At 42.3% G+C, this 22,877-nt stretch carries 13 protein-coding genes; 4 read left to right on the top strand and 9 right to left on the bottom strand.

Going from position 1 to position 22,877, the window contains the following annotated elements; genetic code table 11:
- Window positions 1-314 precede the first annotated feature (314 nt).
- The 4 genes from DBR43_RS22290 to DBR43_RS22275 all read left to right on the top strand — a co-directional run bounded on the left by DBR43_RS22290 (window position 315) and on the right by DBR43_RS22275 (window position 7,633).
- Window positions 315-1,295 (top strand): acyl-ACP desaturase, encoded by a 981-nt coding sequence (locus DBR43_RS22290; RefSeq protein WP_124584998.1) that lies wholly within the window; start codon window positions 315-317, stop codon window positions 1,293-1,295.
- Between the two features lie 268 nt (window positions 1,296-1,563).
- Complete coding sequence (locus tag DBR43_RS22285; RefSeq protein ID WP_124584824.1) at window positions 1,564-2,787, top strand: ROK family protein; 1,224 nt, start codon at window positions 1,564-1,566, stop codon at window positions 2,785-2,787.
- A gap of 51 nt (window positions 2,788-2,838) precedes the next feature.
- Complete coding sequence (locus DBR43_RS22280) at window positions 2,839-5,985, top strand: SusC/RagA family TonB-linked outer membrane protein (protein WP_124584822.1); 3,147 nt, start codon at window positions 2,839-2,841, stop codon at window positions 5,983-5,985.
- Between the two features lie 25 nt (window positions 5,986-6,010).
- Window positions 6,011-7,633, top strand: a complete 1,623-nt coding sequence (locus tag DBR43_RS22275; protein WP_233603151.1) for a RagB/SusD family nutrient uptake outer membrane protein — start codon at window positions 6,011-6,013, stop codon at window positions 7,631-7,633.
- A gap of 76 nt (window positions 7,634-7,709) precedes the next feature.
- Here DBR43_RS22275 and DBR43_RS22270 read toward each other — a convergent pair whose 3' ends face one another.
- From DBR43_RS22270 to DBR43_RS22230, 9 genes are all read right to left on the bottom strand, one after another.
- The gene (locus DBR43_RS22270) at window positions 7,710-11,102 is read right to left on the bottom strand and encodes a methylmalonyl-CoA mutase family protein (RefSeq protein WP_124584820.1); all 3,393 of its coding nucleotides are present in this window, start codon (window positions 11,100-11,102) and stop codon (window positions 7,710-7,712) included.
- Between the two features lie 144 nt (window positions 11,103-11,246).
- Window positions 11,247-12,914, bottom strand: a complete 1,668-nt coding sequence (gene pafA, locus DBR43_RS22265; RefSeq protein ID WP_124584818.1) for an alkaline phosphatase PafA — start codon at window positions 12,912-12,914, stop codon at window positions 11,247-11,249.
- 74 nt (window positions 12,915-12,988) lie between these two features.
- Window positions 12,989-14,275, bottom strand: coding sequence for a bifunctional folylpolyglutamate synthase/dihydrofolate synthase (locus DBR43_RS22260; protein ID WP_124584816.1), 1,287 nt, complete (start codon window positions 14,273-14,275; stop codon window positions 12,989-12,991).
- A gap of 32 nt (window positions 14,276-14,307) precedes the next feature.
- Entirely contained in the window at window positions 14,308-15,123 is an 816-nt protein-coding gene (locus DBR43_RS22255; RefSeq protein ID WP_124584814.1) for an energy transducer TonB, read from the bottom strand.
- Window positions 15,123-15,524 (bottom strand): ExbD/TolR family protein, encoded by a 402-nt coding sequence (locus DBR43_RS22250; protein ID WP_069378162.1) that lies wholly within the window; start codon window positions 15,522-15,524, stop codon window positions 15,123-15,125. Before DBR43_RS22250 ends, DBR43_RS22255 begins: the two co-directional genes overlap by 1 nt.
- Entirely contained in the window at window positions 15,524-16,234 is a 711-nt protein-coding gene (locus DBR43_RS22245; protein ID WP_124584812.1) for a MotA/TolQ/ExbB proton channel family protein, read from the bottom strand. Before DBR43_RS22245 ends, DBR43_RS22250 begins: the two co-directional genes overlap by 1 nt.
- A 3-nt stretch (window positions 16,235-16,237) precedes the next feature.
- Window positions 16,238-17,992 carry an SPOR domain-containing protein gene (locus DBR43_RS22240; RefSeq protein ID WP_124584810.1) on the bottom strand — a complete coding sequence of 585 codons (1,755 nt, stop codon included), beginning with the start codon at window positions 17,990-17,992 and terminating at the stop codon, window positions 16,238-16,240.
- Between the two features lie 54 nt (window positions 17,993-18,046).
- On the bottom strand, window positions 18,047-19,750 hold the full coding sequence (locus DBR43_RS22235; RefSeq protein WP_124584808.1) for a TonB-dependent receptor: 1,704 nt from the start codon (window positions 19,748-19,750) through the stop codon (window positions 18,047-18,049).
- A gap of 10 nt (window positions 19,751-19,760) precedes the next feature.
- Window positions 19,761-22,778, bottom strand: a complete 3,018-nt coding sequence (locus tag DBR43_RS22230) for a tetratricopeptide repeat protein (RefSeq protein ID WP_124584806.1) — start codon at window positions 22,776-22,778, stop codon at window positions 19,761-19,763.
- Window positions 22,779-22,877: the final 99 nt, after the last annotated feature.

Below are 22,877 nucleotides of genomic sequence, written 5' to 3'. Positions count from 1 at the left end.
TCGGTGCCAAATCTTAAAAGTAAGCCTGTAGTGAAAACTACAGGCTTTTCTTGTTTATAGGGTTTTCTTGTTTACAAGCTTTTCCGGAATACCCTGAAAGATTGACTCCATTCTATATTGAAAGCCCTTATTTCGGCCATTATTCCTGGTATTTAAAACTTATTCTTTTATCGGATGTTGTTTAGATATATCGCCAAATATTATGTCGGGAAAGCTCCTTTATAAGGCCCTTAATTGCGAATAAAATAATGTCGAAACGATAAAATATGCAATTTTTGGTTATCTTTGGAACTAATTTAAAACATAAAAAAACAATGAGTTTTTTCGCAGAAAAGAGAAGGGAAGTGATGCTACACATTGAAGGCTATATGCTGGATATGATGGACACCTACTTGAAACCGATTGACACTAATTGGCAACCGTCTGACTTCCTGCCTGATTCAACCAGCGATACATTTTTCCAGGATATAAAACTATTGCGTGAGAATGCTGACGGGTTATCTTATGACCTTGTTGCAGTATTGATCGGAGATACCATCACAGAAGAGGCTTTGCCTACTTATGAATCATGGTTAACAATGGTTGATGGTATCACAAAAAATGAGCAAGGTGGCTGGATGAAATGGGTACGTCATTGGACTGCTGAAGAGAATAGACACGGAGACTTATTAAATAAATATCTTTACCTGTCAGGACGCGTTGACATGCGTCAGATGGAAATTTCTACCCAGTATTTAATTGCTGATGGTTTTGATATTGGAACAGGCCATGATCCATATAGAAACTTTGTTTACACAAGTTTTCAGGAATTGGCAACGAATATCTCGCACAGAAGGGTTGCATCGATGGCAAAAAAAGATGGCGATACCTTACTTTCTAAAATGTGCGGAGTGATTGCTTCTGATGAGGCACGTCATGCAAAAGCATATAAGGACTTTATGGCTAAAATCTTTGAAGTTGATCCTAATGAAGCCATGATCGCTTTTGAAGATATGATGCGTAAGAAGATCGTTATGCCTGCGCATTTCTTGCGTGAAATGGGACTTAAGATCGGACAGACTTTTGGACACTTTACAGATGCGGCACAACGTCTGGGCGTATATACTGCAGTTGATTATGTGGAAATTATGCAGCAGCTGATCGAAGAGTGGAAACTGGAAAGCATGCGTGATTTAAATGATGCCGGCGAAAAGGCCCGCGACTATATCATGGCTTTGCCTAACAGGTTACTGCGCGTTGCTGAAAGAATGAAAACTCCAACAATGGATTACAAATTTAGCTGGATACACTCTTAGTCTAAACTCCTTAATATAACAGAAAAGCCCGGATACTCTTATCCGGGCTTTTTTGTTATCCGTATTTTTTTTATCCCGGATTGACAGGGAATCCCTTTTATCAGTGCTGCGCGGGAATTAACCGACGTTTCTTCTTTCTGATTTATCTCATTAACTGCGATTAGTTATTGCTATATATTTGATATTATACATAAATAATTGAAATATTTTAATAATAATTGAAAGATATTAAAATAATTTATTAAGTTTAATAAACAAACTATTTTTTATGAAGATTAAACTTGTAAAAGCATCTGAGTTGAAAAGCGAGATTTTAAAAAAGCTTTACTATGAAAATGCTCTTTCATGTGCAGAATTAAGCGTCCTGTTTGGTAAAAGTTTACCGATCATTATGAAAGCCATTAACGAGCTGATTGATGAAGGATTTGTTGTCGAAGTTGGATATGCGCCGTCGAGCGGAGGAAGAAGACCTTTGAACTATGCCGTTAAAGCCGATGCAATGTATATTATGGCAATTGCAATGGATCAGCTTTCTACAAGGATTGCAATTGTGGACCTCTGCAACCGGCCGGTTGCAGAAGTGGAGATGGTGGAATTGCTTTTGAACAACAATGCAGTAGCATTAGATAAACTGATAGAATACATCAATGCCTATATTTTAAAAACCGGAATAGCTAAAGAACGAATATTAGGAATCGGGATCGGAATGCCTGGTTTTGTAAGTGCAGCAGATGGGATCAATTATTCTTACCTGGATGCACATGGTCAGAGCCTGAATGAATATATCTTTTCGGCAACAGGTTTACCTACTTATGTGGCCAATGACTCCAGTGTAATCGCGCTGGCAGAGCAGAAGTTCGGCGTAGCAAAAGCTCAGGAAGAGGTAATGGTCATCAACCTGGGCTGGGGAATCGGTCTTGGAATGATTGTTAAAGGCGAGGTGTTTAGAGGTTACGACGGTTTCGCCGGAGAATTTAGTCACATTCCCTTATTTGAAGACGGTGCATTGTGCATCTGTGGCAAACAAGGTTGCCTTGAGGCGGAAGCATCCATGTTAGTCGTGGTAGAAAAAGCAAAGGAAGGAATTAAACAAGGTCGCTTATCTACTTTGCAATCCGTTATTGATGATCCTTTGAAATTAATGGGAGACGCCATTTTTGAAGTGGCTGCAACAGGAGATCCTTTTGTGATTGAATTGCTCTCTGATGCCGGGTATAAGATTGGGAAGGCACTGGCCATTCTGATCCATATCATGAATCCAAAAACTATAGTACTGAGTGGAAGAGGGGCAAAGGGTGGTAAGATCATGATGGCACCCATTCAACTCGCACTCAACAAATATTGTATCCCAAGACTGGCAGCAAACATAGAAATTTTGATTTCGGAACTTGGTTTCGACGGGGAGATTATTGGCGCTGCTGTATTGGTGATGGAGAACTTTGATCAGGAAAAACTAATTATTAACACTAAAAGAATTCAAATGAATATATAAACATAATTAATCAACCCAACTCTATTAACCTAACCCAACCACAAACTTACAATGAAAAAATCATTACTATTGACCGTAGTAATGCCCTGTCTTGCGCTGGGAGCTTTGGCTTCCAATGCAGATCATGGTGCATTAAGAATTCGATCCGTAACCGGGATCGAACTTGTAAAAAGAGTAGAAGTTATCAACGGAACCATAAGGGATGCCAAAGGGCAGCCTCTGGCAGGTGTTAACATTTTACTCAAAGGTACAAAGACTGGTGTTTCCGCTAATGGAAACGGGCAGTTTACAATACAAGCTAATATTGGTGATGTATTGGTCGTTAGCTATCTCGGATATACGACGAAAGAAGTCGTGATCAGTGCTAAACAATTAAATATTGTTCTTGAAGAGGATGCCCAACAACTTGGTGAAGTTGTGGTAACCGCCCTCGGAATTAAAAAATCAGAGAAATCAATCACCTATTCCAGTCAGCAGTTGGCCGGATCTGAATTAACCAGGGCAAAAAGCGACAACCTGATGAACTCTCTGAATGGTAAAATCGCAGGTGTAACCATTTCACCCAGTGCTTCTGGTGTGGGGGGATCTGCTAAAGTCGTCCTGAGGGGTAATAAATCAGCTGGTGGTAACAATCAGCCACTCTATGTGATCGATGGTGTACCCATCTCCAATGGATCAAATGCCAACGGACAGCCTAATAATACCTTTGGATCCAACGTCGGACAAGGAGGAACTACGCCTGTTAGTGCGAGTCAGGATGGTGGTGACGGTATTTCTAACCTGAATCCGGACGATATAGAGAACATCACGGTATTGAAGGGAGCTTCAGCCTCTGCCTTATATGGTAGCCAGGCGCAGAACGGAGTCATCATGATCACCACTAAAAAAGGAAAAGCAGGAAAGCCTGTCGTTAATTATTCTTCTTCTTTTACCCTGGATAAGATTGCTTATAAGCCAAAATTGCAGGATGGTTATGGTGAAACAAAAGCCGGGGCAACAGATAGCTGGGGCGCGAAATTAAACGGTGCAACGGACAATGTGTCTTCCTTTTATCAAACCGGAAGAAACTGGACAAATTCGATTAACCTTTCAGGAGGTACCGAAGCGGCGCAATCTTATTTTTCTTATGCTAATACGGCATCGAGAGGAACAGAACCTACGAATGAGCTTTCCAGACATAACCTTAACTTCCGCGAGAGTGCTAAATTTTTCGACAACAAGTTAAGCGTTGACGGAAATATAAACTACATTTCTCAAACGATCAAAAACAGTCCCGGATTGGGATTGTATCTGAACCCTTTAACCGGTTTGTATTTGTTTCCAAGGGGAAAAGACCTTTCTCCATACAGAAGTCAATTTGAATTGGCTGCAGTTCCCGGAGGGAATGGTGCTCCAACTCAAAACTGGCCTTTTAATGAGGATGTACAACAGAATCCATGGTGGATTCTGAACCGTAACCTTAATGAATCCAAGAGAAACAGGATCTTGTTGAATGCAAGTGCAAAATATGATTTTACCAATTGGCTGAACTTACAGGCACGTGGTAGTATTGACCGTACAAACGATAAGTATGAACAACGTCTTTACGCGGGCACGCACCCTGTACTGGCGAAAAAGAATGGTCAGCTGTTGATGAGCGACCAGACTAATGAACAAAAATATGCGGATTTATTGCTTACTTTTTCTGTACCCGGCGAGTCGGATTTGAAAATTGATGGAGTTTTGGGTACGAGTATTACCGATTCAAAAACGGTAGGGACACGTACTGGTCCGGATGCCAGTAATAATTACACCGAACCGGGATTGACCATTCCTAATATCTTTTTGCCTGAAAACATTGCAACAGCTGCCGGGGGACCTCCGACACTGACCTTGCCAAATAACCATAGTCAGATTCAATCTGTATTTGCCAACGCGAATTTCTCTTATAAAAACTGGGCTTTTTTAACCCTTACCGGTAGAAATGACTGGTCGTCAAATCTGGCCTTCACGCCCAATAAATCTTATTTTTATCCTTCAGCAGGTTTGTCTTTTATTTTGAATCAGGCACTGACATTGCCAGAGGTAATCAGCTATGCTAAAATCAGAGGTACTTATGCACAGGTGGGAAATACGGTACCTTCTTATGTAACCAGGCCTTTAACCCACATGTTTATTGGTGGTGGTGTACTTTTGAACTCCGTTGCCCCATTCCCTCAGTTGAAACCTGAAAAAACGAAATCCTTTGAGCTTGGTGCAGACTTCCGCTTTCTCAGCAACAGACTGAGCCTTAGTTTCACTTATTATAAGTCAAATACGTTGAATCAATTTATTCAGGTAATTCCAGCTTATACGACAACATTCTCTCTGGGATATGTAAATGCAGGTGATATTCAAAACTCAGGTATTGAATTTAACTTAGGATATGATGTGATCAAAAATGGCGATTTTAACTGGAACACCTCATTTAACGGATCTGCCAATAAAAACAAAGTTATCGATGTCGATTCAAAAGATGGAATAAACCGCTTTGTATTGACGCCTAACCGCAACAATACCTACGAATCCGTATTGAGTACCGGAGGTTCTTTCGGCGATATTCATGGTGTTACTTTCCAGCGTGATGCACAGGGCAGAATTTTGATTGGCAGCGGTGGTACGCCAATGGTAAATCCAGGATTTAATTATATCGGAAACCCTAACCCTAAATTTCAATTGGGATGGAGCAATACTTTCGACTATAAAAGCTTTAGCCTGAGCTTCCTGGTAGATGGTAAATTTGGAGGTGAGGTTCTTTCTCTTACAGAGGCTTTATTGGATAAATATGGGGTGTCTAAAGCTTCCGGAGAAGCAAGAGACCGCGGTGGTGTAAATATCAATGGTGTGGATGCTACTAATGGCAAGCCAATCAGCAGTGTTGATCCTAAAAAATGGTTTACTACTGTTGGTGGACGTGATGGGATCACCGAAAATTATATTTATAGCGCTACGGCAATTCGTTTGCGTGAGGTATCTCTTGGGTATAGCGTACCGATTACAAAGGGATTTGTGAAAAATTTAAGACTTTCTTTAATCGGAAGGAACCTTTTATACATTCATAAGAAAGCGCCATTTGATCCGGAAGTTACCATGTCTACAGGTAACGGACTTTCTGGTGTAGACGTATTTAGTCAGCCAGCAACACGTAACATTGGTTTTAGCCTGAATGTTACCCTATAAATTATTCAATTTAAAAGAAAAAGCAATGAAAACACCTCATATATTAATGGTACATCATGGAGCTAAGTTCTGCCAGGCAGTCTTATGTTTCCTCCTGTTATTTTCGTTTGGCAGCTGTACAAAAGACTTTGAAAAATTCAATACAGACAATACCGGTTTTACTCCGGAACAATATCATATCGGCCTGGTTTATCCCGGAATTCAAAGTGCCATCTTTGGGCTGGAAGGCGATTATCAGCTGACCCAGAACTTAAATGCAGATTGTTATGCAGGGTATATGATGTCTCCCAATCCTTTCAGGGGAAACATCAATAACCTAAACTATGACCTTGTAGATGGTTGGAACAGACAGTCATTTATCGTTTCTTATACGAATTCGTTATTTGCAATCAACTCGATCGCCCAGGCCGGAACGAGAACTAAACTTCCTGATTTTTGGGGAATTGCCCTGATTCTCAAGGTGGAGACCTTTAGCCGTTTAACTGATAAATTCGGTCCAATTGCTTATAGTAAAGCAGGAAGCTCTTTGATCGCAACTCCTTACGATAGTCAACAGAACCTATACAAGCAGTTTTTTCTGGAATTAGATACTGCAGTAACGAATCTGAATACTTACGTAAAAGCTGCCGCTCTAAACTCAAGCATGGAGAAAAAGCCTTTTGAAAAATTCGATCTGGTATATGGAGGAGATTATGAGAAATGGATTAAACTGGCAAATTCTCTAAGGTTGCGTTTGGCAATGCACATTGTAAAAGCCGACCCTGCTACCGCTCAGACACAGGGCCAGAAAGCCTTGGACCCTGCCAATGGTGGGTTATTGGCCACAAATGCAGACAATGCAGGGATTTCAGGTGGAGGATACCACAATCCTTTAAATGTCATTGCAACCAGCTGGACAGATATTTCCATGGGGGCTTCTTTAGAGTCTTACATGACGGGTTACAACGATCCACGTTTGCCTAAATATGTCACCCCTGCTACTGACCCTCTTTTTAAAGGCCAGTATAAAGGAATCCGTATCGGATCAGCAGTAACTGCAAAGCCGGGTTATAACGGATTTTCGACCTTGAATGGGGCTACTGCCTTCGGTTCATCCTCACCGATGTGGATGATGACTGCTGCTGAGGTTTATTTTCTAAAAGCAGAGGCGGCATTGCGTAGCTGGACAGGTGCAGGAGATGTAAAGCTTAATTACGAAACCGGTATCCAGGCTTCAATGGACCAATGGGGAGTATCGGCAGGTACTTATAAAGACGATGCGACAAGCCTGCCTAAAGCTTATGTTGATCCGCTGAATGCGGCCAATAACGCTCCTGCTGTTTCTACGGTGACCATCAGCTGGGATGCTGCAGCTTCCAGTGAACGTAAACTGGAAAGAATCATTACGCAAAAATGGTTGGCCATGTTCCCGGAAGGGCAGGAGGCATGGACAGAATTCCGTCGTACCGGATATCCTAAATTGTTTACCGTAGTAAACAACAACAGCAACGGAGCGATAGATACACAGGTTCAGATCAGAAGACTGGCTTATCCGGCTAATGAATATTCTACGAATGGAGCTGAAGTTCAGAAAGCCGTTCAGTTACTGGGCGGACCAGATAATGGCGGGACGAGACTATGGTGGGATGTGAATAAGCCTAATTTTTAAGGAAGTTGATATCTTCATAAAAAAAGCTCCGTCATTTTGGCGGAGCTTTTTTTATATACCGGAAATAAAGAAGGTTTTACATGTTTCTTCTGTATTGTCCGCCTACTTCGTATAAGGCATTTGATATTTGCCCCAATGAACAGATCTTACAAACTTCCATTAGCTCTTCAAAGATGTTATCTCCTGCGATAGCAGACTTTTGTAAATTTCTGAGTGCAGCGTTCGCCTGATCGGCATTTCGGTCCTGGAAGGCCTTTAATGCAGTAATCTGGTATTGCTTTTCCTCTTCTGTAGCACGGATCACTTCTCCTGGAACAATTGTAGGAGAACCGTTTTTATTCAGGAAAGTATTTACGCCTACGATAGGGTATTCGCCTGTATGTTTCAGGGTTTCATAGTACAGGCTTTCTTCCTGGATCTTACCGCGCTGATACATGGTTTCCATGGCACCTAGTACGCCACCTCTGTCGTTGATCCGCTTGAATTCGAGTAATACGGCTTCTTCCACTAAATCGGTCAGGTCTTCGATGATAAAAGCGCCCTGTAATGGATTTTCATTCTTTGCCAGACCTAATTCCCTGTTGATGATCAGCTGGATGGCCATCGCCCTGCGTACAGATTCTTCTGTAGGTGTGGTAATCGCTTCATCATAAGCATTGGTATGCAGTGAGTTACAGTTGTCGTAAATCGCATACAAAGCCTGTAAGGTGGTCCGGATATCATTAAAATCAATCTCCTGCGCATGTAAGGAACGGCCGGAGGTCTGGATATGGTATTTTAGTTTTTGCGAGCGGTCATTTCCTTTATACTTGTTCTTGATGGCTTTCGCCCAGATTCTTCTGGCGACACGGCCTATAACCGAATATTCCGGGTCGATTCCGTTGGAGAAGAAAAAGGATAAGTTAGGGGCAAAATCATCAATATTCATCCCTCTGCTCAGGTAATACTCTACAAAAGTAAATCCGTTACTCAGGGTAAAGGCGAGTTGTGAAATAGGGTTCGCACCGGCTTCGGCGATATGATAACCTGAAATCGATACAGAGTAAAAATTCCTTACTTTTTCGGTGATGAAATAGTTCTGAATATCGCCCATCATCCGCAATGCGAATTCTGTAGAGAAAATACAGGTATTTTGCGCCTGATCTTCCTTCAGGATATCGGCCTGTACAGTTCCCCTTACCGTACTGATGGCATAAGCCCTGATTTTGGCATATACATCAGCCGGCAGCACCTGATCTCCGGTTACACCAAGCAACATCAGGCCTAAGCCGTTATTGCCCGCCGGAAGGTCGCCGCTATAACTGGGCCTTTCTATTCCTTTGCCTTTATAAAAGGCCGCTATTTTAGATTCTGTTTCTTCCTGAAGCTCATGTTCAATAATGTATTTTTCACATTGCTGATCGATGGCTGCATTCATAAAGAAACCCAGTAACATAGGTGCAGGGCCGTTGATGGTCATCGACACCGAGGTGGAAGGTGCACAGAGGTCGAAACCAGAGTACAGTTTCTTAGCATCATCTATGGTGGCAATGCTTACGCCTGAGTTTCCTATTTTACCATAAATATCGGGTCTGATGTGTGGATCTTCACCATATAAAGTCACCGAGTCAAATGCCGTAGATAAGCGATGTGCAGGCTGGCCTAAAGACACATAGTGAAATCTTTTATTCGTTCTTTCCGGGCCACCTTCTCCGGCAAACATCCTTGTCGGATCTTCGCCATCACGCTTTAGCGGGAATACGCCTGCAGCATAGGGAAATTCTCCCGGAACATTTTCTGTCAGCAGCCAACGCAGGATATCTCCCCAGTCTTCATAACGGGGAAGGGATACTTTGGGGATTTGAAGTTTGGATAAAGACTCGTAGAACAAAGGTTGTTTGATCTCTTTATCCCTTACTTTATAGACAAAGAATTCCTGTTTGTATTTGAGCTTTGTGTCCGGCCATTGGCGCAATAACCTTCTGCACTCTCCGTCCAGTTGTTCTTCCAGGTGCTGATAGATGTCCTGTAATGCGTCGCCAATATTTTCAGTTGCAGGGAGGTCTTTAATCAGTTTCTGTTCTTTTGACAGCTGGATCACGCCCTGAAGCTGGTATAGTTTCCTGGCAATGGCACTTTGTTTTTCTACCCATTCATTGTAAGTCTGGCTGGCTTCGGCAATCTCTGCGAGATACCTTGTCCGGTCTGGCGGAATGATATAGATCTTTTCTGACTGCTCTGAAGTCAGCTCCATTTGCGCATTGAAATCGACCTTGGTTTTCTCTTTGATCTTGTCCATCAGGGCGGTGAAGAGGTTGTTCATGCCAGGATCGTTGAACTGGGAAGCCATGGTTCCAAAAACAGGAATCGTGTCGTCTTTAGCGTCAAAAAGGTTGTGGTTTCGTTTGTATTGTTTGCGAACGTCGCGCAGGGCATCCAAGGCACCACGTTTATCAAATTTATTGATCGCTACCAGATCAGCAAAATCAAGCATGTCGATCTTTTCCAACTGTGTTGCAGCTCCAAATTCAGGAGTCATGACATATAGGGAAACATCGCAATGTTCGGTAATTTCTGTGTCCGACTGGCCGATTCCGGAAGTTTCGACAATGATCAGGTCGTAACCAGCGGCCTTACAGATGTCTATGCTTTCCTGAACGTTTTTAGATAAAGCGAGGTTGGCTTGTCTGGTGGCCAGGGAGCGCATATAGATCCTTGGGTTATTGATGGCATTCATCCGGATCCGATCGCCCAGTAAAGCACCTCCGGTTTTACGTTTGGAGGGGTCTACAGAGATGATGGCCATGGTTTTATCTTTAACTTCTATCAGGAAGCGTCTTACGAGTTCATCTACGAGTGAAGATTTACCCGAGCCGCCTGTGCCTGTGATTCCAAGTACCGGGGCCTGACTTTTTAGGGTGAGTTTTTTGAGCTCATTCACAAATGCCTGTGCACCTTCCGGATCATTTTCTGCCACAGTAATGGCAGAAGCAATGCTCTTTACATTCTTTTGAGGAATGGATTTAAGTTCTCCGTTAAGCGTGGTTGTAGTGATGTAATCCGTTTGTTCGAGCATGTTATTGATCATGCCTTGCAGGCCCATTTTACGTCCGTCATCGGGCGAATAGATTCTGGTGATGCCATATGCCTGTAGTTCGGCGATCTCGGAAGGGAGGATCACTCCGCCACCACCACCAAAGATTTTAATATGTGAGGCACCACGTTCCTGTAACAGGTCGTACATGTATTTGAAATATTCGATGTGGCCACCCTGATAAGAAGTCATGGCAATACCTTGCACATCTTCCTGAATGGCACAATTTACCACCTCATCTACAGAACGGTTATGCCCCAGGTGTATGACCTCAGCTCCTGAAGACTGAAGGATCCGGCGCATGATATTGATCGTTGCATCGTGTCCGTCAAACAGGGCGGCAGCAGTAACAAAACGTATTTTATGTTTGGGCTTATAGATTTCAATTTTCTCCATAGGAAGGTTTTATAATTGGTAGGTAAAGGTAACAAAAACTGAGCGTAGGGTGGTTAAAATAGCCAAATCAATACAATTGCATGATGCATAAAAAAAGCTCCCCTGAATCTTGTTCAGGGGAGCTTTTCTTTCTTTTAAATTGATTTACTGATGAGTAAGCTCGGTGATCGGCTCTCCGACACAGCCACTTGGCATCTGTATGTGGAGCATCGCCGCTAAAGTTGCTGCGATATCAGTCATGTAATGTGTTTTATTGGTCTTTCCCGGTTTTACATTCCATCCCATGAATACACAAGGGATATGGGAATCGTAAGGGTTCCATGAACCATGAGTGGTACCGGTTTTGCTGCTGCTATCGAAATAGTTGGGTTGAAGGATGAAATAGATATCTCCGCTTCTTCTGGCATTGTAACCATTGGTGATTCTGGTTTTGATTGGTTCAGGCAGGGTGCTTGCGCCAACTTTATTCAGGTCTACTGCATTGACAAAACCATTTTGAGTTTTCAGGAATTCAATGCTGAAAGCTTTAAGGGTATCAAAATCTAGTTTTGCATTCTCTATGTTCTTATGGTTAAAATAGATCTGGTTGTTCATGGATTTGATGATCGCCTGTTTGATGCCAAACTTAGCTTCCAGACGGGTATTCAGCTCTTTTACTACCGGACTGTCGTCAATTGTTCCGCCAGGTAATTTGTGCTCTGCCATGAATCCCGGTACATGCGCTGCACCATGATCTGCGGACAAAAAGAACAGGTAGTTTCCTTTACCTACTTTGCTGTCCAGGTAATCAAAAAACTCTGCCAGGTCTTTGTCTAACCTGAGGTAGGTATCTTCTGCTTCAATCGAGTTCGGACCATACATATGGCCTACATAATCTGTAGAAGAGCAGCTTACTGCAAGAAAATCAGTGATGTTGTCCTTACCCAGGTCTTCAGAAAGGATGGCCAGTTTAGCCAGGTCTAAAGTCATGGTATTTCCGTAAGGCGTGCTTTTGATCATCTCGAAATTCTTTCCTGCATACAGTTTCAAAGGATGAGGGAAAACAGGGCTTTGTTCGCCTCTTGCTTTTCCTTCATAAGACTTGTCGTCTGCTGTACTCTGGGTATACGTTTCGATTGGGTAAAGTGTAGGCCAGTTTTTCTCGTAAAATTTGTTTACCAGTTTGATTTTATTGTAGTCTTCTACCCATGCAGGCAGTTTAGACATATAAAAGGTACTCGTGATCCAGTCGCCGGTTTGTCCGTCAAACCAGTAAGCCGCATTGGCGGAATGACCTGCAGGAAGAATAGATCCACGGTCTTTCAGGGAGATGCCGATTACTTTACCCTGGAAATTAGTAGCCAGTCGAAGTTCATCAGTGATGGTGGTCGTCAGCATGTTTTTTGGCGACATTACACCTGCCATAGTGGTACTTCCCACACTGGTTACAGAAGTATCTTCCGCGCAATATACATTGCGGCCCAACTGAGGATCATACCAGTCGTTACCAATAATGCCATTGATAGCCGGAACAGAACCGGTATAGATACTGGCATGTCCGCAAGCGGTATAAGTAGGGGTGTAAGGAATAAAAGTGTTTTCGGCAGAGAAACCTTCATTGATCAGTCTTTTAAAGCCTCCTGAACCGTATCTGCTGTAATAACGATACAGGTAATCCCATCTCATTTGATCTATGACCATACCAACGACCAGTTTAGGTCTGTTGATGGAAGCGGGGAAGTCTTTTTTGGCAGGGGCAACTGTCTTTTTTTGTGCCATAGATACACTACAGGTAACAAGTAGTGCAGAAAATAACAGGTAAATTCTTTTCATTGATTTGTGTGTATTAAGAATTTTTAAAGGTAGTTAATCCATGTAATTAATGAATTGACTGTAATGTAAAGATTTTATAGGACTTCTGCCACGACAAAGGTGCTTCCGCCTACGAAGATCAGGTCATTGGAATCGGCATTGTCTTTTGCGGCATGAAAAGCGAGCTGAACCGTTGGAAAGACATCTCCGATAAGTTCATGCTGCTTTGCTTCCTCTGCCAGCTCAGCAGCTGGGAGTGCCCTTTCCAGTTCAGGCTGACAAAAATAATAATGCGCATCCTTTGGAAGTATTTTTAATACACCACTGATGTCTTTATCCTTCACCATTCCGATGACGATGTGGAGCTGATCGTGCGGGGTATCGTTGATGTTTTGTACCACCTCGGTGATTCCACCAATATTATGCCCGGTATCACAGATGATCAATGGATTTTCTCCCAGGGTTTGCCATCTGCCTTGCAGGCCGGTTAGTCCTTTCACATCTTTTAAAGCTGGATAGAGCGCCCCGTCACTGATCCGATAACCTTTTTCTTTTAAAATTTGTATGGATTGAATCACCGTCAGGATATTTTTCCTTTGATAAGATCCGTTCAGGTCCAGTTCCAGCTCCTGGTATAAGGGCGTGTTTCCGGAGAAGACATCTGCATGCAGGTATTTCTCCTTTTTAACCAGGTGTATGATCTTTAATTCCTGATCTGCAAAAGTAATCGGGCTATTGGTTTCCGCCGCTTTTTCCAGGAATACAGCTTTGGTCTCTTCCTGTTGTTCACCGATCACTACGGGAATTCCTGGTTTGATGATCCCGGCTTTTTCCTTCGCAATTTCGGGTAGGGTATTGCCCAGGATATTGGTATGGTCAAGGCTGATGTTGGTGATCACTGAAAGCTCCGGTGTAATGATATTCGTAGAATCTAATCTGCCACCCAAACCAACTTCGATAATGGCAATGTCTACCTGCTCTTCTGCAAAATAAGAGAAAGCCATGGCAACGGTTACCTCAAAAAATGAAGGGTTGATTTCTTCCATGATGTCTTGTTGCTGTGCAACAAAATCAGTGACGAAATCTTCGGCAATCATTTCCCCGTTGATCCGGATGCGTTCCCGGAAATCTTTAAGATGAGGGGAAGTATACAGTCCGGTTTTATAACCTGCCTGTTGCAGGATGGCGGCGAGCATGTGTGAGGTGGAACCCTTACCATTGGTTCCACCGACATGTATGGTTTTGAATTTATGCTGAGGGTTTCCCAGTTTCTCGCACATGGCGATGGTGTTGTGCAGGTCTTTTTTGAAGGCTACGGCTCCAACACGGGTAAACATAGGTAGTTTACCGTACAGATAATCCAGAGTTTGTTTATAGTTCATTTTGGAGTTCCAATAAAAGAATACCAGAGGTGTTATTTCACTTTAAAGTTGAATACGACCACTCCGATCTGAACATCAGGGGCAGATTCGGATTGGGTTAAACGAGCGCCCATTACGGCATCTTTACACTTTTGCCAGAGCTCTCTGTCGTTCAGGGTAGTCCCTTTAACTCCCGGAGTTGCGTCTATCACGATACCGCTTTTATTGATCTTTATCCTTACCGCGATTTTTCCGGTCTTTTGCCCGTCATCCTGAGGGGTGACCAGATTCGTAAACTTTCTAAGTGCAATTGGGGTTTCGCCAAATCCGGAGCCACCGTCGCCATAATTATTGGCCAAGGGATCGCCGTCTTTATCGCCCTGATTTCCCGGGGTAGTCCCGGTTCCATCACCGCCACCTGTGCCTTTATTGGCTTTACCTTTATACAAAGCGTTTTGATTGATGACAGGTTTTGCCGGCTTAGTCTCTGTAGTTGCCGTAGGTGCAGTACTTTTATTACTACTTTTCGTGTTCACACTAACGGCTTCTTCTGTACTTTGGGTAACGATCTCTTTGGTACTGTTCTGATTGGTCGGTGTCTCTTTGGTGGGTTCTTTTGGAACCACCTTATCCGGTGGTTTATTGTTGGCATTCGGATCTGCAGAAGGTTCTTCTATACTCGTATAGTCTGTTCCCATTCCGGTGACCGATGTACCATAATTGACCACAATCCCTCCCATACCTGCCTCTACAGGAGGCTGGAATGTTCCTATCGCGATGAAGAAACTCAGGGCGATGAGGAAAATCATAATACCAGTAGAGATGGCTACTGCTTTAGGATAATTGTTTTCTTCCTTAGGGTACATCATTATTTCTTAGGTTCTACAGCGAGTACAACTTTCAGTTTTAACTTATTGGCGATATCAAATACAAGCATGGTATTTTCGATGGAAACTCCTCTGGCCACGTAAAGCACAATGGTCAGATCAGGCGATGCTTTCTGATAAGTCTCAATTGCGGCCTGGATATTCTCCAGCGTTGTAGGTTGCTTGTCTACAAAATAATTCAGCTTTTCGTCTATAGATACCGTAACGGTTTTCTGAGCAGAAGATTGTTGTCCTGACTCTGATCTGGGTAACAGCAGTTTCACTACCTGTGGGTTAACTACGGCTGATGCCAATAGGAAAAACAGCAGGAGGAAGAACATGATGTCGTTCAATGCAGAAGTATGAACCTCTACAGTTCCCTTATTTCTTTTGCGTAGATTCATTATTTACCTGGCTCCTCTAATAGATCAATAAACTCAATAGCATCAGTTTCCATTCTTAGTATGATGCGCTCTACCATCATATTCAGGATATGATATAATACATAAGCGATGATACCGATGATCAGACCAGTTGCGGAAGTGATCATTTTAGTATATAAACCTCCGGATATGGTTCCGATCTCAATAGCGCCTTTGATAGACACATCATGGAAAATGGTAATTACCCCAATAATGGTACCAACGAAACCAAGCATCGGTGCAATACCGGCAATAATACCAAGTACACCAATGTTTTTTTCCAGTTTGGATACTTCCAGTTTTCCATTGTTTTCAATTGCAGCTTCAATATCTTTAATCGGACGGCCAATACGTTTTAGCCCTTTTTCCAACATTCTGGCTAAAGGAGAGTTGTTGTTCTTGCATAAAGCAATTGCATTGTCCAGGCGGCCATCATGGATATATTGTTTAATCTGAAGCATCAGATTGGATTCTGTTTTAGACGCTTTTCTGATGGTCAGGTATCTTTCAACAAAAATGACTAATCCTAAAAAAGCAAGGAAAGCCAGGGGAAGCATTACCCATCCACCTTTTAACAACAGGTCGATAAAGTGTAATTCCGGTGGTGCTGCAGCGAGGGCTTGAGTAGCGTTGTTAGCAGTATCAGCAAGTTTGTTCAGGCTATCAGTAGCACCCTGTATTAATGCGATCATAATTTATAATGGTTTATTTGTGTGTATGTATGTGTCTTTAATACCTAACTTCTTTTCTAATTTTGGTCTTTCCTGATGCGCGGTGTTGTAGTCTTTAAACGAGCCAACACTGAGCTTTATTATTTTTCTGCCATTGGTAGGAGGGATGGCTTTCGCTGTAATTCCCAAAGATTTCATATTGGCAATAAAGCGCTCTGCTTCCTTCTGGCTGGTTACCGAAGAACCTATAACCTCGTAGGTTGTTTCGGTTTCTGCTGCAGGAGGAGTTGTTGCAATGGTTTTTGGAGCTACAGGGACCGCTGTTTCCTGTTTTGGAACTACAGGTTTTGCAGCAGCCGGTTTTGTGGCTGTTGAACTGTCTTTTTTAGTGCTGTCTTTTACCGGAACTACTTCCGCTGAACTTCTTTTAAGGCTGTCTGCTTTTGCAAGAGAGTCTGCTGTTAATTTAGCATCCTGAATGCCCGGGCCTGAGGCTGCAGGCAATACTGCTGGGTTTTGCCCTCTTTTCAGAATGGGGTCAAAAAGATCAGGGCGGATGAAGTAAGCCGCCGCAAGTCCGATCAGAATCAGCAATAGTGCAATCAGGATTTTTAAATAAACAGGGGTTTTAGCTTTGTCTGAATATTCTCCGTCGGAATTGTAGAATCCTGTTTCTGTGAGTTGTTCCCTTTCTGTTGGTTGCTCCCGTTCTACCGGCTGTTCCCGTACCGGTGCTGGCCGGGGCTCAAAAATGGCCCTGTTGGCTTGCGCATAAGTATCGTTGAGGGTAGTTGGGACTACTGTTTCAATTACGGGTTGTTCTATCGGTTTTTTAGGAAGTTCAACTTCTGCGATTTCTTCATAAACAGGTTGTTCATCAGGAACAGCTAAAGGTTGAGCTTCTTCCTCAATTCCGGATACTGCTGCTACAGGAAGCGCTGCTGCAGGGATTTCTGTTTTAGGTGCTTCTTCAGCCTGTGTATTTTCATGAGGTATATCTTCATCAGCTACTTCATCATCAGGTACATCTTTAGCATCCAGATCTGATCCTGCTGCTGTTGCATCTTCAGAATGGGTTACAGGCAGGGCAATTTGTTCTTCTTCTTGCTGAGCAGGTATTTCTTCGATGACTGGAACTTCTTCTGCTGCAGTTGCTTCGTCAACACGTTCAGAAAGCTCTTGTTGTTCTGCAGGATTAAGGGAAGCAATTTCTTCTTCTCTCAGGTCTGCATTACTGTTTTCCAGTTCCAGTTGCTCCTCAGTAACCTGATGTGTCCTGGAATCTTCTTCAGGGTTTTCTTCCCCGGACTGAAGATCTGCGATCACCGGTTCTGCGGAATAAGGCAGGATTTCTTCCGGCTGAGCCAGCAGATCTGCTTCTTCTTTGACTGGCGGTAAACCGTAAAAATCAAAACCGAAGTTTTGATTATTTACAGGTTTAAAGCTGATTGTTTCCGGGGAGCCATATAAAGTACCCAGGGGGTATAAACTGGCTTCCTTTTGCTCCTCTAATTGTTTTTTTATTTCGTCCGAAAACTGATCCACATAATAGTTGGCCGCATCCGGGGATATATTTCTTTTTTTACAGATATGGGCAATTAACAGTGCTTGCTCTCTTAATTCAGAACTGAAATCCAATACATAACTGGGTGGCAGAAAAGAATGTGTTTCTGCATCATACCTTCCTGGTGATTTCTTTTTATAGATCGTTCCAAGTCCGGGGATCCCAACCTCTTTACGGGTTTTAATAAGCTCTGTAAGGTACGCTAGCATGTCCATTCTGGTAAAATTAAATTTTAATTCTATATCAACCAATTAATAATTGAAAACCGCTTAGAAGGAGTACGTTAAACCTCCGAAAATATTGGTTCCAATGGTTGGATAATACAGGTACCTGCTGTAAGAGGTATTCAACAGATTGTTTGCTCTTGCAAAGGCAGAAAATTTGTTGTTGATTTTATAGCTGGCACCAACACCAAGATCTACAAAAGCTTTCACACTTGCTACGGTTTCGATAGAACGGTCAGGAATCAGATAAGGACTAGCTGGTGCAGCAGTGTAAACTTTTGCTTTGCTGGCATCCTGAATGGCTACGGATGCATTTAATCCGATCTTATCCGTGATGTTAAACAATAAGTCCGAACTGATTCTCATTTGAGGTTTAAACCAGCTTTCAGTTTCCTGAGCCGGTTTATAGTCTTCAAAGTTCAGTTTTCCTGTCCATTTCAGGGAATTGCTCACCTGTACCGAAATCTCACCTTCAAGACCAGTCATTGTTGTAGATCCAAAATCATAGATCACATCGAAACGGGTAGGGTTTGCGAAGTTGTTGACGAAAAGTGGCATGTCGGAGATTTTCTTGTGGTAAACTCTTGCTTTATAACCGAAGCCCGGGCCACCAGTTCCTTTAATACCTGCACTGAAACCTAATTTCTCTACTGAATTTCTGATTTGGATATTCGAGTTCAGGAATGGGTTCTCATCCGTAAACTGTTTTAAAGAGTTGCGGTTTACATCACCTTTCACTTCAGCAAACAATTGCAGGTAGTCCGGGATTAGTGTCAGGTCTGCAGTAATTGCAGGGAAGATTCTGCTTTTCGAGAAAGCACCAAATTCCTGTACGAAGTTAATACCTGCATTGATCTTTACCCCATTTGCCTGAAGCCTGATGTAAGGGTTTAATTTTAACAGGTTATTTCCAACACTCACCAGGGCATCTTTGGTATTTCCAAATTCTGCCGAAGCGGCAAGTCCTAAGTTAAAACTGCTGATTCTTTTGTTCACGTAACCGTTGAGAACGATAGAATTTTCTTTTGCAGCATATTTATCGTTCCATAGATATCCGTTTAATTTTACCGCATAGCTAAGGGCATCAGGATCGTCTGTATACTTATTTACGATTTCTCCTTCTGCTTCGATGAAGTTCAGGGTTTGTCTGTCCGGGTTAAGGTTCAGCTCTGGTTTTGCCGGATTAAAGCCATAAAAGAACAATCCGTTTCTCTGGTAATTGATGCGGCCACTCATGGTCACCTGATCCCCGATGCTTCTTCCAAAGACGCTGAGTTGCTGCTGGTTTACTTCTTGTCCCGCAAGCTTTCCTTTTTGTCCGAAATGCTTAAAGAAAGCACCTGCCTGTAAGGCTTCATCTCTGCCCAGGTTGATGTAGGCTTCTCCTAAGATCGTGGTACGGATTCCAAAACCACCTTTCACATAATTGTTGATCAGTTCTGCTTCTCTTTCCTTGGCAACCTGTTCTGCCTGTAATTTATTGATGTCTGAATTCAATTCCAGCTTCCTGTCGGTCAGGCTATAATTGAATTTTGCTTTATAGGTCTTTACCGTATTCAGGTCCGGGCTTCTTCTCAGTTTTACGGCTTCTGCCAGAACTGGTTTATAAGGCCTTACAACTTCAATCTCTTCTGTTACGGCTTTCTCTTCAGTTTTCTTTTCATTAGTCTTGGTATCCTGGGCCAATGTGCTCAGCGTTCCAGCGGTAATAAAAAACAGGGTGGTATATATTAATTTCGTCAATCTCATCGTGCTTGTCTTATTTAATTTTTTGTAATTTTTCCTTAGCAGTCTGGACGATATCGTCCTTGCCATCATAATTGTCTATAAGGCTAAGGAGCGTGCTTTTAGCTTGTAGATTGTCTTTTAATGCAACATAGTTATCTGCTAACAGAATGAAAGATTTAGCCACCCAATAATCATAAGATGATAAGTTATTGATCAGGTCAAAACAGGTTTTTGTAGAAGTTTTATATTCTCTTTTTGCATACTGAATTGCAGCAAGGTTATATTTTGCTTCTGCGGCAGCAAGCGTTTTTGTTTTCTCCACCACCATGTTGAAGGACTTCACAGCGAGGGTCGTATCTGCTTTTGCCAGGTAAGCTTTTCCGGCGTATAGTTCGGAGCTGCTTTTTTCTTCCTGTGAAGATTTGTCTGACTCTTTGATCAGTGCCACATATTTGATGACATCATCAGGCATGTTTAAAGCACTGTAAGCTTTCAACAGGTTATTGATGGCATAAGTATAGTGAACTTTATAATCTGCCGTTGTTTCCAGTCTTTTCAGGTAGACAATGGCTTCATTGTATTTCTTCTGATCCAGGAATAATTTGGAGATAGAAACTAAGGAGCGTTCTGTATAATCACTGGTCCAGTCGTTCAGGATGAACTCATAGTCAGGGATTGCTTCATCTGGTCTTCCTAATTTCACCAGTGATTCTGCTCTGATAAATTTAGCTTCTTTGGTATGAATGGCTTTAGGGAACTTGTCGAAATAAGCATTGATGGCTTCGAAAGCTCCTTTGGCATCACCTTTCAGGTAACGGTTATTTGCCGCGGTAAAGATGATGTTGTCTTGTTCAGCTAAAGAAAAATCTCCGATCGGAGTGGTCTTTGCATAGCTGATGAAACCTTCTGAATCTCCTTTGTCTACGTAAATGTTCTTGATGGATTCCAAAGCTTGTTTGGCCTCTTCGCTGCTTCCATAGTCGGCAATTACTTTTTTGAAAGTTGCTGCAGCTGCATCATCCTGGTCCTGGTTGTATTGTACCAATCCGATGGTCACCAAGGCACGCGGTACATAACTACTGCGCGGGTATTGGCTGATCAGGGAAGTCAAATCTGTTTTTGATCTGTCCAGATCTCCTTTATTGAAATAAGTATAGGCAGTTTCAAATCCGGCATCATCTGCATAATTAGAAGCAGGAAACTGTTTTAATAAACTCTGCATCGTATTGATCTTTGCATCATTTTGGTTTTCAAGTCCCTGGATCATTCCACGTTGGAAAAGGGCATAATCTTCTCCCGTAGATTTTGAAGCAATGATCTTATTGTAATTTTCTAAGGCATTGCCATAGCTTTTATTCACAAAATAGGAATCCGCTAACCTGATGGTTGCATCTGTTACCGTTTTCTGGTCTTTATCATTTCCTTTCAGGAAGCGTTCAAAATAGGTAGCTGCTTTTCCATAACGTTCATCTTCGAAAGCGGCATAAGCCAAAGCATAATTGGCGAAATTGTAAACTTCTGTTTTGTCTGCTCCCGGCATGTCGAGGAACAGTTCAAAGTTTTTCACTGCCTCTCCGAATTTTCTCAGTTCATAGCTGGCTTCTGCTTTCCAATAAGTACTTAAGGCATGGATTTCTTTGTCCTCAGGGAACTTCTCTGAACGCAGGAACATAGACAATGCATTAGGGAAAGCCCTTTCATTGTAGAACTCCAGTCCGCGGAAATAGGTTACTTTCTGGTAAGCTTCTTTTGCTTCCGGTGATTTGTCCGGGATAGGCTCGAGAATGTCTATCGCCGCCTGGTAGTTTTTACTCGTTAACAGGATCTCACCCAATAAGGTTTTAGCTTCATTGGCTTTCCTTGATTTTGGGAATTGCTTTAAGAAATTCTGGGTAGATTCTAAGGCCTGCTGATTGAAATCCAGCTCATAGCTCAGGCGGGCATAGTTGATCCATGCTTCCTCCTGTATGAATTTATCAAAGTCAAGTCTTGAAGACCTGAAGAAGGCACTGCGCGCTTTTTCTTTATTTTTCAATTGAATGAAAGAGCGGCCCAGCGTATACATCCCGCTTTGCAGGTATACATCATCTGTATCCAGTTTTTCCAGAATCGCTACAGATTCCTGGTATCTTTTCAGGTGAAATAAGGAATATCCATACTGATAGATAAACAGGTTATTCTTCACCTCTGATTTGTCTTTTGCATAATATTCACTAAAATATTTCTCTGCATTGGTATAATCAGATTTGGCAAAATAAGAGGCTGCGATTAAGCTCAGCATTTCTGCTTCGTACTGTTGCTTTGATGTTTTTAGAATGGGAATGGCATAGGAAATGACATCATCATAACGCTCATCCAGGTAATACATGGATGTGATGTAGTAAGGATAACTTGCTTCATATGTTGGCGAGCCTTTTAATTTCTCAAAATTCGCCAATGCGGTTTTATACTCCTTGTTCAGGTAATTGATGTACGCAAAATAGTAAGTTGCACTTTCCTGATATGGGGATTTTTCTTTTTTTACAATCTCAAAAAGAGGTTCAGCTTTCTCTGTGTTTTTCAACATGAAATAAGCATAACCTTGTTTGAACTGATATTCCAGACGTTGTTTTCCGGAAAGGGTAGAAGGGTCTGTTTTTTCAAACCAATCCAATGCTTTCTGATAGTTTTCCTGAGCAAAATAGGATTTACCGACATGGAAATAAGCCAGTTTGGTATTTGCATTCAGCGGGTAATCTTTGATAAAGTTCTGGAAGAGGCTTTCCGCATCATTGTTTCCAAGTTCCAGTGCACAAACGGCAGCATAGAACTTTGCATTTTCTTTAAGAAGGGATAGTTCTGAGTTACTTTCCTGTTGCGCACCCGGTTTTTGTCTGGCTTGTTCTACCAACCTAAATTGTTGTGCTGCTGCGATGTACTTTTCATTGTCCAGTAACTCCAGACCGGTTCGGTAATTCTGATTTAAATTGACTAGTATGCTGGACTGCGCATAACTAGACGTAAAGCTACCTGCTAATAATAGCGGAATAAAAAGGTATTTTTTCTGCATCTGGTTTCAAATATGGTTGGTACTAATATAAAAATAGTATTATGTCTTATTAACATAAGAAATTAACAACTGTTGATAACACTGGTTTAACGAAAAGAA

Source organism: Pedobacter sp. KBW06 (genome assembly GCF_003852525.1).
GTDB lineage: Bacteria > Bacteroidota > Bacteroidia > Sphingobacteriales > Sphingobacteriaceae > Pedobacter.
Note: the sequence above shows the minus strand (reverse complement) of the source record. Positions and strands in the feature narration are given on the sequence as shown.